The organism is Mycolicibacterium peregrinum (assembly GCF_001665625.1).
Lineage (GTDB): Bacteria > Actinomycetota > Actinomycetes > Mycobacteriales > Mycobacteriaceae > Mycobacterium > Mycobacterium peregrinum_B.
In genome coordinates this window covers 37,907-55,147 of sequence record NZ_LZSY01000102.1, presented here as the reverse complement: position 1 = coordinate 55,147, position 17,241 = coordinate 37,907, and the positions used below count along the sequence as shown (strand labels likewise).

General features: G+C 68.7%; 15 protein-coding genes. 10 read left to right on the top strand and 5 right to left on the bottom strand.

Annotated elements, in window-relative coordinates; genetic code table 11:
- Positions 1-36 precede the first annotated feature (36 nt).
- On the top strand, positions 37-1,434 hold the full coding sequence (locus A5779_RS14840) for a class II 3-deoxy-7-phosphoheptulonate synthase (protein WP_064883110.1): 1,398 nt from the start codon (positions 37-39) through the stop codon (positions 1,432-1,434).
- Positions 1,435-1,455: 21 nt separating this feature from the next.
- Here the strand turns inward: A5779_RS14840 and A5779_RS14835 are convergent, their stop codons facing one another.
- Positions 1,456-2,733, bottom strand: a complete 1,278-nt coding sequence (locus A5779_RS14835; RefSeq protein ID WP_064883109.1) for a protein kinase domain-containing protein — start codon at positions 2,731-2,733, stop codon at positions 1,456-1,458.
- Between the two features lie 36 nt (positions 2,734-2,769).
- Between A5779_RS14835 and A5779_RS14830 the strand changes: the two genes are divergently transcribed.
- Positions 2,770-3,174, top strand: coding sequence for an Rv2175c family DNA-binding protein (locus A5779_RS14830; RefSeq protein ID WP_064883107.1), 405 nt, complete (start codon positions 2,770-2,772; stop codon positions 3,172-3,174).
- On the opposite strand, the gene A5779_RS14825 is transcribed toward A5779_RS14830, so the two are convergent.
- The 4 genes from A5779_RS14825 to A5779_RS14810 form a co-directional block, all read right to left on the bottom strand.
- Positions 3,163-4,701 (bottom strand): alpha-(1->6)-mannopyranosyltransferase A, encoded by a 1,539-nt coding sequence (locus A5779_RS14825; protein WP_064883105.1) that lies wholly within the window; start codon positions 4,699-4,701, stop codon positions 3,163-3,165. The genes A5779_RS14830 and A5779_RS14825 overlap by 12 nt on opposite strands.
- A gap of 31 nt (positions 4,702-4,732) precedes the next feature.
- Positions 4,733-5,821 (bottom strand): bifunctional (2E,6E)-farnesyl/geranyl diphosphate synthase, encoded by a 1,089-nt coding sequence (idsA2, locus tag A5779_RS14820; protein ID WP_064883103.1) that lies wholly within the window; start codon positions 5,819-5,821, stop codon positions 4,733-4,735.
- A gap of 121 nt (positions 5,822-5,942) precedes the next feature.
- Positions 5,943-6,659 carry an LppM family (lipo)protein gene (locus A5779_RS14815; protein ID WP_064883101.1) on the bottom strand — a complete coding sequence of 239 codons (717 nt, stop codon included), beginning with the start codon at positions 6,657-6,659 and terminating at the stop codon, positions 5,943-5,945.
- Between the two features lie 11 nt (positions 6,660-6,670).
- On the bottom strand, positions 6,671-7,264 hold the full coding sequence (locus tag A5779_RS14810) for a GNAT family N-acetyltransferase (RefSeq protein WP_064883099.1): 594 nt from the start codon (positions 7,262-7,264) through the stop codon (positions 6,671-6,673).
- Between the two features lie 229 nt (positions 7,265-7,493).
- Between A5779_RS14810 and A5779_RS14805 the strand changes: the two genes are divergently transcribed.
- The 8 genes from A5779_RS14805 to mraY all read left to right on the top strand — a co-directional run bounded on the left by A5779_RS14805 (position 7,494) and on the right by mraY (position 17,240).
- Positions 7,494-7,898, top strand: a complete 405-nt coding sequence (locus A5779_RS14805; protein WP_064883151.1) for an SCO2097 family morphological protein — start codon at positions 7,494-7,496, stop codon at positions 7,896-7,898.
- Between the two features lie 446 nt (positions 7,899-8,344).
- Positions 8,345-8,773: a division/cell wall cluster transcriptional repressor MraZ gene (gene mraZ, locus A5779_RS14800; protein ID WP_055115035.1), complete on the top strand. Its 429-nt coding sequence runs from the start codon at positions 8,345-8,347 to the stop codon at positions 8,771-8,773.
- Between the two features lie 163 nt (positions 8,774-8,936).
- Positions 8,937-9,938: a 16S rRNA (cytosine(1402)-N(4))-methyltransferase RsmH gene (gene rsmH, locus A5779_RS14795; protein ID WP_064883096.1), complete on the top strand. Its 1,002-nt coding sequence runs from the start codon at positions 8,937-8,939 to the stop codon at positions 9,936-9,938.
- The gene (locus A5779_RS14790; RefSeq protein WP_064883094.1) at positions 9,935-11,107 is read left to right on the top strand and encodes a cell division protein FtsL; all 1,173 of its coding nucleotides are present in this window, start codon (positions 9,935-9,937) and stop codon (positions 11,105-11,107) included. Before rsmH ends, A5779_RS14790 begins: the two co-directional genes overlap by 4 nt.
- The gene (locus A5779_RS14785) at positions 11,104-13,032 is read left to right on the top strand and encodes a peptidoglycan D,D-transpeptidase FtsI family protein (RefSeq protein WP_064883092.1); all 1,929 of its coding nucleotides are present in this window, start codon (positions 11,104-11,106) and stop codon (positions 13,030-13,032) included. Before A5779_RS14790 ends, A5779_RS14785 begins: the two co-directional genes overlap by 4 nt.
- Before the next feature lie 52 nt (positions 13,033-13,084).
- The gene (locus A5779_RS14780; RefSeq protein WP_064883090.1) at positions 13,085-14,626 is read left to right on the top strand and encodes a UDP-N-acetylmuramoyl-L-alanyl-D-glutamate--2,6-diaminopimelate ligase; all 1,542 of its coding nucleotides are present in this window, start codon (positions 13,085-13,087) and stop codon (positions 14,624-14,626) included.
- Positions 14,623-16,164 (top strand): UDP-N-acetylmuramoyl-tripeptide--D-alanyl-D-alanine ligase, encoded by a 1,542-nt coding sequence (locus A5779_RS14775; protein ID WP_064883088.1) that lies wholly within the window; start codon positions 14,623-14,625, stop codon positions 16,162-16,164. The genes A5779_RS14780 and A5779_RS14775 overlap by 4 nt, the downstream gene beginning before the upstream one ends.
- Positions 16,161-17,240, top strand: a complete 1,080-nt coding sequence (gene mraY, locus A5779_RS14770) for a phospho-N-acetylmuramoyl-pentapeptide-transferase (protein WP_055115027.1) — start codon at positions 16,161-16,163, stop codon at positions 17,238-17,240. The genes A5779_RS14775 and mraY overlap by 4 nt, the downstream gene beginning before the upstream one ends.
- The last annotated feature ends 1 nt before the right edge of the window (position 17,241 follow it).

Here is a 17,241-nt window from a genome sequence, read left to right as displayed (position 1 = left end):
TGAAAACGGCCGTTCACCGGCGGCTACCATGAACGGGTGAACTGGACCGTCGACATCCCCATCGACCAGCTGCCACCACTGCCTCCGCTGACCGACGAGCTGCGTCAACGGCTCGATGCGGCGCTGGCCAAGCCGGCCGTGCAGCAGCCCAGCTGGGACCCGGACGCGGCCAAGGCCATGCGTACCGTGCTGGAGAGCGTGCCTCCGGTCACCGTGCCGTCGGAGATCGAGAAGCTCAAGGGCCTGTTGGCCGACGTCGCCCGCGGCGAGGCCTTCCTGCTGCAGGGCGGCGACTGCGCCGAGACGTTCGTCGACAACACCGAGCCGCACATCCGGGCCAACATCCGCACCCTGCTGCAGATGGCGGTGGTGCTGACCTACGGCGCCAGCATGCCGGTGGTCAAGGTGGCCCGTATCGCCGGCCAGTACGCCAAGCCGCGGTCGGCGGATCTGGACGCGCTCGGCCTGAGGTCCTACCGAGGTGACATGATCAACGGCTTCGCGCCGGATGCCGCGGTGCGCGAGCATGATCCGTCGCGGTTGGTGCGGGCCTACGCCAATGCCAGCGCCGCGATGAACCTGGTGCGCGCGCTGACCTCGTCCGGGCTGGCGTCGTTGGACCTGGTGCACAACTGGAACCGCGAGTTCGTCCGGACCTCGCCCGCCGGCGCCCGGTACGAGGCGTTGGCCGGGGAGATCGACCGGGGCCTGAAGTTCATGTCTGCCTGCGGGGTGGCAGACCGTAACCTGCAGACTGCCGACATCTTCGCCAGCCACGAGGCGCTGGTGATCGACTATGAGCGCGCGATGCTGCGGCTGGCCGATCCTGCGGAGAACCCGGACGGGCCGCGCAAGCTGTACAACCAGTCCGCGCACTACCTCTGGATCGGTGAGCGCACGCGTCAGCTCGACGGGGCCCATGTGGCACTGGCCGAGGTGATCGCCAACCCGATCGGGATCAAGCTGGGGCCGACGACCACGCCGGAGATGGCTGTCGAGTACGTCGAGCGCCTGGATCCGAACAACGAGGCAGGCCGACTGACCCTGGTGACGCGCATGGGCAACAACAAGGTGCGCGATCTGCTGCCGCCGATCATCGAGAAGGTCCAGGCCACGGGCCATCAGGTGATTTGGCAGTGCGACCCGATGCACGGCAACACCCACGAGTCGTCGACCGGGTACAAGACCCGCCACTTCGACCGCATCGTCGACGAGGTGCAGGGGTTCTTCGAGGTGCACCACACCCTGGGCACCCACCCCGGAGGCATCCACGTCGAGATCACCGGTGAGAACGTCACCGAGTGCCTCGGTGGGGCGCAGGACATCTCCGATTCGGATCTGGCCGGCCGCTACGAGACCGCGTGCGATCCGAGACTCAACACCCAGCAGAGTCTGGAGTTGGCGTTCCTGGTCGCGGAGATGCTGCGCGGCTAGCTAATACGGGCTGTCGCCCGGCTATAACAAGACGCCGACGTGGCTGCCCAGCGTCCATGCTGCGGCGGCCACGAGGCCCGTCAGGGTGAGGACCGCGATCACCCAGAACGCCAGCGCCCGTTTGGCGCGCTGCCGGGCCCACTGGAACTCGCTCATCTCGATGCCGGCGAATTGCCCTGCCTCGAAAGAGTATTCGGCGTCTTCGGGACCGGCCGGGATCGGCGCCCAGTCGTGCTGGTCGCGGGTGATCTCCCGGGTGGGTTGGCGCGGTGCGGGGGCGACCGGTGGGGCCATCGGCGGGGGCGGCGGTGCGGCCGTCACGACGGTGGCGCTCTCCGCCCGACCGCCGGCGCCGTCACCGAGATCATGCACGCGGGTGGCGGCCAGGTGCTGCGCCGAATGTTGCGGTGCGGGCACCCGGAATGCCGGCAGCCCGAGGTCGTCGACGATCTCGGTCAATTCCGCCCGCATCTCGTCGGCGTCGGCGAAGCGCTGCCCCGGATCGCGTGCCGTGGCGCGGCGCACGAACTGGTCGAATTGCGTTGGTACCCCTGCGATCACCCCGCTCGGCGCCGGTACATCGTTGTCCATGCGCTGGTATGCCACGGTGAGCGCCGAGTCTCCGGTGAACGGGGTGACTCCCGTGAGCAGTTCGTAGGTGAGGATGCCGACGGCGTACACGTCGCTGCGCGGATCGGCGTCGCCGGTACTGACCTGCTCGGGGGACAGGTAGGCCGCAGTACCCAGGATCACGCTGGTCGAGGTGATCTTGGCCTCGGCGACGGCGCGCACCAGACCGAAATCGGCGATCTTGACCTCGCCGTCGTCGGAGATCAGGACGTTCTCGGGCTTGATGTCGCGGTGCACGAGGCCGGCGCGGTGTGCGACTGCGAGCCCGCCGAGCACGGGAGCCAGCACCGCGGCGACCGCGTGCGGGGGCATCGGGCCGCGTTCGGCCAGCAGCTCGCGCAGCGTGCCGCCCTCGATGAGTTCCATGACGAGGAAAGGTGGTTGGTGGGACGTTCCGGAGCCTCCGCCGCCCTGGTCGTAGACCGCGACCAGCCCAGGATCCTTCAACCGGGCCACGGCCTTCGCCTCGCGCCCGAACCTGGTCAGGAAGTGGCTGTCGCCGCTGTAGCGGGAGTCCATCACCTTCAGCGCCACGGGGCGGTCCAGGCGGACGTCGAGGCCGCGATAGACCGTGGACATACCACCGGTGGCGATGGTGGTCTCCACGCGATAGCGCCCGTCGAGCATAGTGCCGACGAGTGGATCCGATTGCTGCTCCACCGGACACATGTTACGAGTTGCAGCCATGGTCCTAGAATCAGTGCGGTGAGCAGCATTCCGGTCGCCGATGATGTCTTGGACCCCGACGAGCCCGTCTACGACCTACCGACGGTGTCGGGTTTGCTCGGCATCCCGGTCACCAAGGTGCATCAACAATTGCGCGACGGCCAGTTGATCGCCGTGCGCCGTGACCGCGTCATGGTGGTGCCGCAGATCTTCTTCGATGACAAGGGCCACGTGGTCAAGCATCTGCCCGGCCTGCTGGTGGTGCTGCGCGACGGTGGTTACCGCGACACCGAGATCGTGCGCTGGTTGTTCACCCCGGACGAGTCGCTGACGATCACCGCCGACGGACGCACCGAGCAGGTGGCCAATGCCCGCCCGGTCGACGCCCTGCATTCCCACCAGGCACGCGAGGTGCTGCGTCGCGCGCAGGCGCTAGGTTACTGACGGCTGGTTTTCGGCCGCCGGCTCAGCCGCAGGCCGCTCGGGTGCGCGGTACAGCGAATACCACGCCACCACTGCGCATGCCGTGGTCAGCAGGACGTGTGCCCACGAGTACATGCCGTGGGCCCCATCGGGTTTCCACATCACCATGATCCAGGTGGACAGCCCGGCCACCACCGCGATGGCCGGTCGGGTCTGGATCAGGGCGGCCGCCACGGCCAGCGGCCAGGTGTAGTACCAGGGCAGCGCAGCGGGGACGAACAACACGACCACAGCCATGGCCAGGGCGGTTCCGGTGAGGGCTTCGCGGTCGGTGTGCCGGTAGCGCCACCACAACAGCGGCAGCGCGATCACGATCGTCAGGATGCCGATGATGCGGGTGACCTCGAGCACGGCGTAGAAGTTGACCGGGAAGATCAGGCCGCCGATGGCGTTGATCAGGTTGGCGGCGGCCGTGGGGACCGTGAGCCAGTTGATGATCTTGACGTTGCCGGCAGCAAGGGCCGAGAGCCAGCCGAGGCCGACTCCGGCGAGCCACGACATCACCGCGAACACCGCGGCGAGGATCGCCATGGAGGCGGCGGTGGCCAGGACGAATGCCCGCACCGGTGAGTGGTCGTGGCGGTCGCGCAGTTGCCGTGCCCACACCCACACGATGAACGGAAGTGCAAGTCCCGCGGTTGCTTTGACTGCGACGGCCATGGCGATCAGGCCGACACCCCAGACCGGGTGTTGTCGGAACGTCAGTGCGATGCCGGCCATCATGAGCCCGACCATCAGCATCTCGTTGTGCACGCCGCCCATCAGGTGGATGATCACCAGCGGGTTGAGCACGCAAACCCACAGGGCAGCGGCGGGGCTCGCGCCGATGTGCCGCGCGACGCGCTGGGTCGCCCAGATCAGCAACACCAGACCGGGCAGCATGCATAGCCGCAGCAACATGGTGCCGGCCACGACGTCGTCGCGGACCAGCATCGTGACGAACTTGGCGACCAGGATGAAGGCCGGTCCGTAGGGCGCGGTGGTAGTCGTCCAGATCGGGCTCACGTTGTCCAGCAGGACGTTCGGATTCTCCACCGGCCCCACCACGTACGGGTCGAAGCCGTCGCGCAACAGTGCGCCCTGCGCGAGGTACGAGTAGGTGTCACGGCTGAACAGCGGCACACTCAGCAGCAATGGCGCGAGCCAGAAACCCGTCGTGGCCACCATGGTGTAGACGGTGGCGGTGCGGTCGATCACGCGCCGGCCCAGCCAGAGCCAGGCGATCAGCATCATGGCGACGCCGACCCACAGCAGGATCGAGGACAGCACGAGGCCGTGCCCGAATCGCAGCCAGGACAGATGCAGCGACTCAAGGAGCGGGTCGTGTATCCGGGTGCTGCCCGAGCCCAGGCCGCCGATGGTCAGTACAGCGGCGCCCAGGAAACCCAGCCGGGCCGGGCGGGCATCGGCGGACACCGCGAATGCAGCCAGGCGTGAGATGTGTTGCACAACCCCGGTTCTCGGGGTCTCGGTCGGCATAGTTGTCATGAGGGAGTCGTCATGTCGTTGTGACGTGCTCCTACGCCGACCGGCTCGCCGAGAATCGGGCGATCTCGGCCAGGCCGGTCTTTGCCTGGGGATGGATGGGGGCGGCGGCCAGGGTGTCCAGCGCGCGGTTGGTCAGCAGCTCGATGTGCGCCTCGACGGCGGTGAGGGCGCCCACTGATTCGATGGCCCGGCACAGTTCGCCCACCTGGGCGTCGGACAGCTCGGTGCCCACCGAGGTGCGCAGCAGTTCTGCGGCTGCGGGGTCGGACTTGTCGGCGAGCTCGAGTGCCTCGGCCAGTAGCACCGTGCGCTTGCCGGATCGCAGGTCGTCACCGGAGGGCTTTCCGGTTACCGCCGGGTCGCCGAACACCCCGAGCACGTCGTCGCGGAGCTGGAAGGCGACCCCCAGATCGTTGCCGACCTGGTGGAAGATCTGCTGCACGTCGGGCCGGTCGGCGGCCGCGGCGGCACCCAGCTGCAGCGGACGGGCCACGGTGTAGGACGCGGTCTTGTAGGTGTTGACGTTCATCGCCGAGGCCACCGATTCGGCGCGGCTGGCCTCCGCGACGATGTCGAGGAACTGACCGCCGAGGACTTCGGTGCGGATGTGACGCCAGACCTGCTGGACGCGCTGCTGTGCGTCGGCGGGGATCGGGGCCGCCGCGACGATGTCGTCGGCCCAGGACAGCGCCAGGTCGCCGGCCAGGATGGCCGCCGACAAGCCGAACTGTCGCGACGAGCCGTGCCAATTGCGCTCGCGGTGCCGGTCGGCGAAGACCCGGTGCACGGTCGGCAGGCCACGGCGGGTGGCCGAATCGTCGATGACGTCGTCGTGCACCAGGGCACAGGCCTGCAGCAGTTCCAGGGCGGCGAACAACCTCAGCACATCGGGATCAGCGGGGCGGTCGGCCGGGTCGATCACCGCGCGCCAGCCCCAGTAGGCGAAGGCCGGGCGCATCCGTTTGCCGCCGCGCAGCACGAATTCTTCGAGGGCCTCGGTCAGCTCGGCGTAGTCGGTTCCGATGTACTCGCAGTCGCGGCGGCGCTCACGGAGATAGTCGCGCAGTTGGTCGGTGACGGCTGCGGCCAGCTCGACGGTTGACGGAGCCGATGTTTGCACGCTCAGCGCCCGCCCCTTTCTGTGTTCAACGGTATGTCCGGAGAGTGCACTCAGCGTAGAGCGTGTCACGCGTTTTGTACCAAGTGAGGCCCGCCTGGTGATTGCTGGGCGAGGACGGCGGTCAGTCGCCGCCGGTGACCGGGTCACCCGGTTTCGGGGAGGTGTCCCGGCTCATCCAGGCCAGGCTCCCGATCACGCCGGCCACCAGGAACGCGCCGACGATGAGCCAGATGGTCGCGGTGGTGAAGGACCGGGCACTGGGATCGGTGTAGCGGGCCTGGGCGCTCATGGTGCTGACGATTCCCGGCCGCAGTTTCCATTCCACGATCGAGGAACTCACCTGATCACCGTTGGTCGATGTCACTTCGCCGGGGAACGACACCGTCAGCAGGACGTCGGCCTGCGGATCGTTGAGAGAGGTGAGGTCCACCCGGCCTTCCAGGATCACCAGGTCACCCGCGCGGCGCAGGGAGATGTCGACGCCGGCGGCATCCCGGCTCATGCCGGCCAGTTGGGGCAGTTCGGCGAACGTGAGGTCGGAGAAGACGGCCTGCGAACCGACGTAGTCGTCGCGGCTGTACTCCGAGACGGCGACCTTCGTGGCGAACGGAAGGTTGTTCAGCAGCTGCGGGCCCTTGTCGTCGGAATCGCGCGGCTTGGCCGCGGCGATGATCTGACCGGACACCCTGTCATCGGGGGAGACCGTGATCGACGTGCGGACCCGGACGCAGCCCACCGCCATGGGAAGGATCAGCAACAACATCACCAGGGTCAGCAGACGGGTCCGTCGGCTACGTCTGGGCAGGCGGCTGGGTGGTCGGACGTGCACGCTGGTCATCGTGCCAGATCTCACAACGGCAGTGGGCGACCGAGGATGGCGAACGGCCGGGGGTCGCCGGCGAAGTGGTAACCGCGAATGACGTCGGTGAAGCCCAGCCGCCGGTACAACCGCCACGCCCGATTGGCCTCGCCGTTGATCTCAGGGGTGGACAACAGCACGTGAGATTCATCCCGCCCGGCCAACAGTCGCCTGGTCAGAGCCTCGCCGAGGCCTTGCCCCTGGGTGCGCGGTTCGATGTGCAGCTCGGTGAGTTCGAAGTAGCTGGCCATCAGGTCGGCGATGTGCACCGGGTTGGTGCCCATCCGCTGCAGACCGGAGATGACTTGTTGCTGCCACCACTGATCCGGCGCGCCGCTGTAGCCGTATGCGATTCCCAGCAGGGGAGCGTCGAGCAGTTCCGCGCTGTCGGGCCTGGTGGATTCGGGGGCCTCGACGGCAGCCACGCATTTCCAGCCTGCGCGCCGCGTGTGTTCGAGCCACAGGGCGGCGCGCTGTTCCTCGGTTCCGCGCGGGTAGCGCATGGCGTCGACGTACACGCGCAGAGCCTCGGGAAGCCGGCGCTTCATATCGTCCGGCGACAGATCGATGAGATACGTCGCCAATGCTTTCGCCTTTCGCCCGTCCGGTGTCCTGCCTAACTCATTATCTTCAGCATTATCCGGTTGACAGACGGTCGGTCCCGTCGACCCGAGCTATCTCGCGACGACCTACAATCGACGACGAACAAGGTGGTACGGCTCGGATCGACCTCGTATCATTAGGGTTAGGTGCCCGTGATTGCGGGCACGTGAAATCTTGAAGAGCGACGGCGGCGTCGGCAAGGAGGGACGAATGCCACTCTCCGATCATGAGCAGCGCATGCTCGATCAGATCGAGAGCGCGCTGTATGCCGAGGATCCCAAGTTCGCCTCGAGCGTTCGTGGTGGGACCTTGCGCGCGCCATCGGCTCGGCGCAGGCTTCAGGGCGCGTTGTTGTTCGTCCTCGGCCTGGCGTTGTTGGTAGTCGGTGTCGCGGTGAAATCGCTGTGGCTCGGTGGTTTCCCGGTGTTGTCGGTGTTCGGCTTCGTCGCGATGTTCGCCGGCGTCGTGTTCGCCGTCACCGGCCCGCGCGTGACCGGCGGTCCCGGGCGTGCGGCCCAGGGTTCCGGCAGTGCGCCGCGGCAGCGTCGTCAGCGCGGCGGCGGCTCGTTCACCACTCGGATGGAAGACCGGTTCCGGCGCCGGTTCGACGACTGAACCGTCTGACTGAGTCAGGGGGCAGCCCGTAAGGGGTTGCCCCCTTTTTTGTGTGCCTTTCCTGCCTCCCCGTCGGGTGCAGACGGCGGCCCAGCGACACGCCGGAGTAGGTGCCCCGCTCCCGGTGGTGGGGCGGTGTGGGGGAGATCGGCAGATTCTCAGGGAATTCCGCCCCACAACCCCCCACCTTCGCGCCGCAGGTCTTCACCTGCGGTTTCTCTGTTTCTGTGGGCTTCGGTGGGGCGCCGAGCTGCGCTCAGGGGGCAGTTCTGGGGGGATCAGGTGGGGGGACCGCCCAAACTTGCCCAACTAAATGGAGCAAAGTGGGGGATCGTGGGGTAAAGTGGCGGCCAACGGGGAAACGGAACCCCGTTCGGAGGGCAGAAGGCCTGGCCTGGATCTCGCAAGCGTCTCGGGATCCGAACCGGGTGGCGGGAGGTGTCCAGATGTTTCTGGGTACCTACACGCCCAAGCTCGACGACAAGGGGCGGCTCACACTGCCCGCCAAGTTCCGCGACGTACTGGCAGGAGGGTTGATGGTCACGAAGAGTCAAGATCACAGCCTGGCCGTGTACCCGCGGGACGAGTTCGAGGAACGTGCACGCAAAGCGGTCGAAGAGGCCAAGGCGCATCCGGAGCGTCGTGCGCAGTTGCGGGTTTTCGCCGCGGCCGCGGACGAGCAGCGTCCGGACGGCCAGGGTCGGATCACCCTGTCGGCGGATCACCGTCGCTACGCAAACCTGTCCAAGGAATGCGTGGTGATCGGGTCGGTCGATTACCTGGAGATCTGGGACGCCGACGCGTGGCAGGAGTACCAGCAGACCCACGAAGAAAACTTCTCCGCGGCCACTGATGACACTCGCGACGTTCTGTGATGGTGCCGCTGACACAGCCGGTCAACCGGCGGCCGGTCTGGACTTAGCCCGTGCAACGAGGCCTCTGCCCGAATTGGCCCTGGCGTACTTCCCCAACGCCAGGTCCGTGAATTCGGACAGAGACCCCGGTGCAGGGGCCATTCCGAGCGGAGGTGTTTCAGCGGTGCCAGATTCCCCAGATCAGTCCGACTCCGAGGGCCACGGTCACATTCCGGTTCTGCTCGACCGCTGCGTCGAGCTGCTGGCCCCCGCGCTCACCCGTCACCGCGACGACGGCACGGGCGCTGTGCTGGTGGACGCAACGCTCGGCGCGGGCGGGCACTCCGAGCGCTTTCTCACCGACTTCCCGGGTCTGCAGGTGATCGGCCTGGACCGTGACCCCAACGCGCTCGGCATCGCCGGTGCCCGACTGGCTCCGTTCGGTGACCGGATGCGGCCCGTGCGGACCCGCTATGACGGAATCGCCGGGGCGATCGCGGATTCCGGATTCACCCAGATCGACGGCGTGCTGTTCGACCTCGGTGTGTCCTCCATGCAGCTCGATCAGACCGAACGCGGCTTCTCCTACTCGGCCGATGCGCCGCTGGACATGCGAATGGATCCCGACGCCCCGTTGACGGCCGCGGACATCCTCAACACCTACGACGCCAAGTCGATCGCACGCATTCTGCGCGACTTCGGCGAAGAGCGCTTCGCCGGCCGGATAGCCGACAAGGTCGTCAAACGCCGGGCGCAGCAACCGTTTTCGACAACCGGTGAACTGGTCGAGCTGCTCTACGAGGCGATCCCGGCGCCGGCTCGTCGTACCGGGGGGCATCCGGGAAAGCGGACATTCCAGGCGCTGCGGGTGGCGGTCAACGGCGAATTGGATTCGCTGCGCGCCGCCCTGCCTGCTGCGCTTGCCGCGCTGACCGACGGCGGACGGATCGTGGTCATGTCCTATCAGTCGCTCGAGGACCGGATCGTCAAGCAGGCGTTTGCCGCGGCCACCGCCTCGCGGACCCCTCCTGGCCTGCCCATCGAATTACCCGGCCATGAACCCGAATTCGTCACGCTGACCCGCGGCGCCGAGAAGGCCCGCCAAGTCGAGATCGATCGCAATCCGCGTAGCGCTCCGGTGCGGCTGCGGGCACTGGAGAAGGTTGGGGAAGGGGGCAACTCATGAAGGTCAAGCGACCCGAGCAGCTGCGCGAGGCAGACCGCAGGCGTCCGGTGCGTCAACCCGCGCGAGGTGGCGGGCGGCGCACCGAGCAGGCCCCGCCGCGCAAGCGTCGGCCGGGTTCCGAACAGCGGCCCGCGCGTCCGGCGTCGAGTGCCGGCCCGATTCAACGGCCGGGTACGCGTCCGGCCCGCCCCAAGAGCGCCAGCCAGGCAAAGGCCCGGGCGAAGGCTCGTAAAGCGAAGGCTCCCAAGGTTGTCCGTCCGCCACTGCGGGTCCGCCTGCGGGAGCGTCTGCTGGTACGGCTGGCCTCGATCGAGCTGAATCCACGTGTCCTGATCTCCCGGGTCCCGTTCGTCGTGCTGGTGATCGCGGCGCTGGGTCTGGGGCTCGCGGTCACGCTGTGGCTGTCGACCGGTTCGGCTGAGCGGTCCTACCAGTTGGGTCACGCCCGCCAGGTCAATGAGGGTCTGATGCAACAGAAAGAGGCGCTGGAGCGCGATGTGCTCGAAGCGCAGGCGGCTCCGGCGCTGGCCGAATCCGCCCGCAATCTGGGCATGATCCCATCGCGCGATACCGCACACCTGGTGCAGGATGCCGCAGGCAACTGGACCGTCGTCGGCACTCCCAAGCCTGCCGAAGGCGTGCCGCCGCCCCCGTTGAACACGCCGCTGCCCGAGGAGGCCCCGCCGGCTCCGCCCGCGCCCCCGGCCCCGCGGGTCGTTGATCCGCGCGAGCTGACGGTGCGGGCGCCGCGTCCGGGTGCTCTTGGCGTACCGGGCATTCCGGTCCCTCAGGTCGATGCGCCCCATGGGGCGCCGGGTGCCGTTCCTCCGGTGCCCGGGCCGGTCCTGCCGGGACCGGCACCGGAGGTGCTGGCCGCTCCGGCGCCTGCCCCGTTGGCCGCGCCCGCGCCGGTTGACCCCGCACAGCTCGCACCGCAACTGGCCCCCGAGCCGACGCACGTGCCGGGTGTGCCGACCGCACCCGGACCGGCCGCGCCTGCACTGGCCGCGCCCGCACCGCCCGCACCTGCGCCTGTCATGCCTGCGCCTGTCGCGCAGACACTGGCAGCTCCGGGCCCGGTCACCCCGGTGGAGCAGTTCAGCCCGCCGGTGGCGCCGGCGGCGCACATCCCGGCTGCTGCCGTGAACGCTCAGGCACCGGCCGCATGAGCCGCGGCCCGGGCCGCGGCGGCCAGACGCCCAAGCAGCAGCGGGCCAAGAAGGCCTCGCCTGGACCCGGGCACGAGGCGGGAGCTCGCCGCACCAGGGTTGCCGCTCCCGAAACAGGTTTGCGCAGCTCGTCTTTCGTGTTCCGGCATCGCGCAGGCAACCTGGTCATGCTGGCGGTGCTGGTGATCGCGGCGGTGCAGTTGTTCACGCTCCAGGTGCCCAGGGCGGCTGGTCTGCGTGCCGAGGCGGCCAGTCAGCTCAAGGTCACCGATGTGAACCCGGCGATGCGGGGCAGCATCGTCGACCGCAACGACGACAAGCTGGCTTTCACCATCGAGGCCAAGGCGCTGACGTTCCAGCCGGTCCGGGTCCGCAAGCAGCTCGCCGAGGCCAAGGCCAAATCCAGTGAGGCGCCGGATCCGGATCGCCGGCTCGTCGACATCGCCAAGGAGATCGCCGCCCGGCTCGACAACCGGCCCGATTTCAAGACCGTGCTCAAGAAGCTGCGGAGCAACGAGACTTTCGTCTACCTGGCCCGCGCGGTGGACCCCGCGATCGCGAGCGCGATCATGGACAAGTTCCCCGAGGTCGGTGCCGAGCGCCAGGACCTGCGCCAGTACCCGGGTGGATCGCTGGCGGCCAACATCGTCGGCGGCATCGACTGGGACGGCCACGGCCTACTGGGACTTGAGGATTCGCTCGACGCGGTGCTGGCAGGTTCCGACGGTTCGGTCACCTACGACCGCGGCTCGGACGGCGTGGTGATCCCGGGCAGCTACCGCAACCGGCACGACGCGGTGAACGGGTCCACGGTGCAGCTGACCCTCGACGATGACATCCAGTACTACGTCCAGCAGCAGGTGCAGCAGGCCAAGGACGCCTCGGGTGCCAAGAATGTCTCGGCTGTCGTGCTCGACGCGAAGTCCGGTGAGGTACTGGCGATGTCGAACGACAATACGTTCGACCCGAGCCAGGATCTGGGGCGGCAGGACAGCCGGCAGATGGGCAACCTGCCGGTCTCCTCGCCGTTCGAGCCGGGTTCGGTGAACAAGATCATCACCGCCTCGGCGGCGATCGAGTACGGTCTGGCCAACCCGGACGAGGTGCTGCAGGTGCCAGGCTCGATCGACATGGGTGGGGTCACGGTCCGCGACGCGTGGAACCACGGCGTGATGCCGTACACGATGACCGGCGTGTTCGGGAAGTCGTCGAACGTCGGCACCCTGATGCTGGCCCAGCGCGTCGGCCCGGATCGGTTCTACGACATGGTGCGCCGGTTCGGGCTCGGGCAGCGCACCGGCGTCGGCCTGCCGGGTGAGAGCTCGGGGCTGGTGCCGCCCATCGATCAGTGGTCGGGCAGTTCGTTCTCCAACCTGCCCATCGGGCAGGGTCTTTCGATGACGCTGCTGCAGATGGCGGGGATGTATCAGACCATCGCCAACGACGGGGTGCGCATCCCGCCGCGGATCATCAAGTCCACGATCGCGCCGGACGGCACCCGGACCGATGAGCCACGGCCCGAAGGGGTTCGGGTGGTGACGCCGGAGACCGCCCGTACGGTGCGCAACATGTTCCGTGCCATCGTGCAGCGCGATCCGATGGGCTACCAGCAGGGCACCGGCCCGCAGGCCGCGGTCGAGGGCTACCAGATCGCGGGCAAGACCGGTACGGCGCAGCAGATCAACCCGGCGTGCGGCTGCTACTACGACGACGTCTACTGGATCACCTTCGCAGGCATGGCGCCCGCGGACGATCCTCGCTACGTCGTCGGCATCATGATGGACGCCCCGCACCGAGCTGCGGACGGCTCACCGGGATCCTCGGCGGCGCCGCTGTTCCACAACATCGCCTCATGGCTGCTGCAGCGTCACAACGTCCCGCTGTCGGCCGATCCGGGGCCGCGGTTGACGCTGCAGGCGACCTGACCGCGATAGTCGTGGGTGGTGCGGTCGGCGGACCGCAGATGGGTACTGTGGCATGGCCATGAAGCTGCGTCCCAGCCGTCCCGCCGGCCAATACCTCGTGCCGCTCGCCGAACAGGTCCAAGCGGCATCCGCCACCGGAAATCCGTTGCCCGAACTTCGGGTGACGGGAGTGACCCTGCGCGGCCAGGACGCCCGGCCCGGGGACCTGTTCGCGGCGCTGCCGGGCTCGGCGGTGCACGGTGCGCGCTATGCGGCCGACGCGGTTGCCGCCGGCGCGGTGGCGGTGCTCACCGACGCCGCCGGGGCCGCCGAACTGAACGCGCTCGAGGTCCCGATCCTGGTGCATCCCGACCCTCGTTCGGTGCTCGGCGAGGTGGCCGCCGAGGTATACGGACGTCCGTCGGAGCGGCTGACCGTCATCGGGGTGACCGGCACCTCGGGCAAGACCACCACGACGTATCTGGCCGAGGCCGGTCTGCGGGCCGCCGGGCGGGTGGCCGGGCTGATCGGCACGGTGGGGGTGCGCATCGCCGGCCGCGATCTGCCGAGCGCGCTGACGACGCCCGAGGCGCCGGATCTGCAGGCGCTGCTGGCGCTGATGGTCGAAAGCGGTGTCGACACCGTGGTGATGGAGGTGTCGAGCCATGCGCTGACGCTGGGCCGCGTCGACGGAATCGTCTTCGCGCTCGGCGGGTTCACCAATCTGTCGCGCGACCACCTGGATTTCCATCCGACGATGCAGGACTACTTCGAGGCCAAGGCCGGCCTGTTCGACCCCGAGTCGCCCAACCATGCCCGCGCGGCGGTCGTGTGCGTCGATGACGATGCGGGTGTGGCGATGGCCCGTCGGGCCGAGAAGGTGACGACGGTGAGCGCCGCGGGCGCGGCTGCAGACTGGCAGGTGCGCGATGTCTCGGCGGTCGGCGTCGGGTCTCAGGAGTTCACCCTCGTCGACCCGGCCGGGGTGGCCCACCGGATGCGGATCGGGCTGACCGGTGCCTACAACATCGCCAATGCGGCTCTGGCGGTCGCGCTGCTGGACGGGGCCGGCGTGACACCCGAGCAGGCGGAGCCGGGGCTGCGTGCGGCGACCGTGCCGGGGCGGCTGCAGCCGATCGACCGCGGACAGGAGTTCCTGGCGCTGGTCGATTACGCGCACAAGCCCGGTGCGCTGCAGGCGGTGCTGGAGACGCTGCGGGCGTCGGGTCCGGGCCGCATCGGGGTGGTGTTCGGGGCCGGCGGCAATCGGGATACGGGCAAGCGTGCGCCGATGGGACGAGTGGCGGCCGAACTGGCCGACCTCGTCGTCGTCACCGATGACAACCCGCGCGACGAGGACCCCGCGCTGATCCGGGCGGCGATCATGGCCGGCGCCGCCGAGGCGCAGACGTATGCGGAGGTCGTGGAGGTCGCCGACCGGCGAGCGGCGATCGAGCGTGCGGTGGCCTGGGCCGGGCCCGGCGACACGGTGCTGATCGCCGGTAAGGGCCACGAGAGCGGCCAGACCGGAGGCGGCCACACCAGGCCGTTCGACGATCGTGACGAGTTGGCGGCGGCGTTGGAGGCACTGAAGGAAGGGGAGTCGGGCACGTGATCGAGATGACTGTCGCCAGGATCGCCGAGATCGTCGGCGGTGAGTTGGCCGACATCACCGCCGAAGAGGCGGCCGCCACCGCGGTCACCGGCACCGTCGAATTCGACTCCCGCGCGGTGGCTCCCGGCGGCTTGTTCCTGGCCCTGCCCGGTGCCCGCTCCGACGGCCATGACTTCGCGGCGACGGCGGTGGCGGCCGGGGCCGTGGCGGTGCTGGCCGCGCGCCCCGTCGGGGTGCCCGCCATCGTCGTCAAGCCCGAGCCTGGGGCAGCCGACGCCGCGTCTGGCGCTTTGGAATTCGACACCGACGGCTCCGGCGCGGCGGTGCTGGCCGCCCTGGCCAAACTTGCGGCGGCGGTGGCGGCCGAGCTCGTCGCCGGTGGGCTGACGATCATCGGGGTGACAGGATCCTCGGGCAAGACCTCGACCAAGGATCTGCTGGCCGCGGTGTTGGACCCGCTGGGGCAGGTCATCGCGCCGCCGGGCTCGTTCAACAACGAACTGGGCCATCCCTGGACGGTGTTGCGCGCCACGCCCGAGACCGATTACCTGATCCTGGAGATGTCGGCCCGGCATCCTGGCAACATCGCCGCCCTGGCTGCGATCGCCCCGCCGCAGATCGCGGTGGTGCTCAACGTCGGCACCGCCCACCTCGGCGAGTTCGGTTCGCGCGAGGCCATCGCCAACACGAAAGCCGAGCTGCCGCAAGCTGTTCCGGCCTCGGGCGTGGTGATCCTCAACGTCGACGACACCGCGGTGGCGGCCATGGCCGGCAAGACCGCGGCCCGTGTGGTGCGGGTCTCGCGTGAGCCCGGTTCCGAGGTCGACGTGTGGGCCGGTCCGGTCGCCCTCGATGGTCTGGCGCGCCCGCGGTTCACGCTGCACGCCGGTGGCGGGCACGTCGAGGTGGCGCTCGCGGTGCACGGCGATCACCAGGTCGGCAACGCGTTGTGCGCGGCCGCGGTCGCGCTGCAGTGCGGGGCCGGTCTGGAACAGGTGGCCACGGCGCTGGCGGGCGCCGGCCCCGTCTCGCGCAACCGGATGCAGGTCGCTACCCGCGCCGACGGTGTGACGGTGATCAACGACGCCTACAACGCCAATCCGGATTCGATGCGCGCCGGACTGAAGGCGCTGGCCTGGATGGCCCGTGAGGGCTCTGGTGACGAGGCGGGTGAACCCGCCGCTGACCTGCACGGAAAGCGCCGCAGCTGGGCGGTGCTCGGCGAGATGGCCGAACTTGGTGACGACGCGATAACCGAGCACGACGCCATCGGACGGTTCGCGGTGCGCTTAGATGTGTCTCGGTTAATCGTCGTCGGAACCGGGAGGACTATGAACGCCATGCACCACGGCGCGGTGATGGAGGGTTCGTGGGGATCTGAGTCCACGATGGTCGACGACGCCGATGCTGCGCTGGCCTTGCTGCAGGCTGAGCTGCAGCCCGGGGATGTGGTGCTGGTGAAGGCATCCAACTCGGTGGGGCTGGGTGCGCTGGCCGACGCGCTGGTCGCGGCAGAAGTGGGGAATGCCGACCGATGAAGCTCATCCTGATCGCCGTCGGTATCGCCCTGACGGTTTCGATCCTGCTCACCCCGGCACTGATCCGGCTGTTCACCAAGCGTGGGCTGGGACATGAGATCCGTGAGGACGGCCCGGCCAGCCACGCCAAGAAGCGCGGGACGCCGTCGATGGGCGGCGTGGCGATCGTGGCCGGCATCTGGGCGGGCTACCTGGGCACCCATCTGGTCGGGGTGGCCCTGGGCGGTGACGGTCCGTCGGCCTCGGGGCTGTTGGTGCTGGGGCTGGCCACGATGCTCGGCCTCGTCGGCTTCGTCGACGACCTGATCAAGCTGCGGCGCTCGCGCAACCTGGGCCTGAACAAGACCGCGAAGACCGTCGGCCAGCTGACCGCCGCGGTGCTGTTCGGCGTGCTGGCCCTGCAGTTCCGCAACGGTGACGGCCTGACTCCGGGCAGCCCTGAGCTGTCCTATGTTCGCGAGATCGCCACGGTGACGCTGGCGGGCTGGGTGTTCGTGTTGTTCTGCGTCGTGATCGTCAGCGCCTGGTCCAACGCGGTGAACTTCACCGACGGCCTGGACGGGTTGGCGGCAGGCGCGATGGCGATGGTGACCGCGGCCTACGTCCTGATCACGTTCTGGCAGTACCGCAATGCCTGCGCCACGGCGCCCGGTCTGGGCTGCTACAACGTGCGCGACCCGCTGGACCTGGCGATCATCGCGGCGGCGACCGCGGGCGCCTGTATCGGCTTCCTGTGGTGGAACGCCGCACCGGCCAAGATTTTCATGGGCGACACCGGCTCGCTCGCCCTGGGTGGCATCATCGCCGGGCTGTCGGTGACCAGCCGCACCGAGATCCTCGCGGTCGTGCTGGGTGCGCTGTTCGTGGCCGAGGTGACCTCGGTGGTGGTGCAGATCCTGGCGTTCCGCACGACGGGCCGCCGCGTGTTCCGGATGGCACCGTTCCACCACCATTTCGAGTTGGTGGGCTGGGCGGAGACCACGGTCATCATCCGGTTCTGGCTGCTGACGGCGATCGCCTGTGGTCTGGGTGTGGCCCTGTTCTACAGCGAGTGGCTCACCGCTGTCGGGGCCTGAC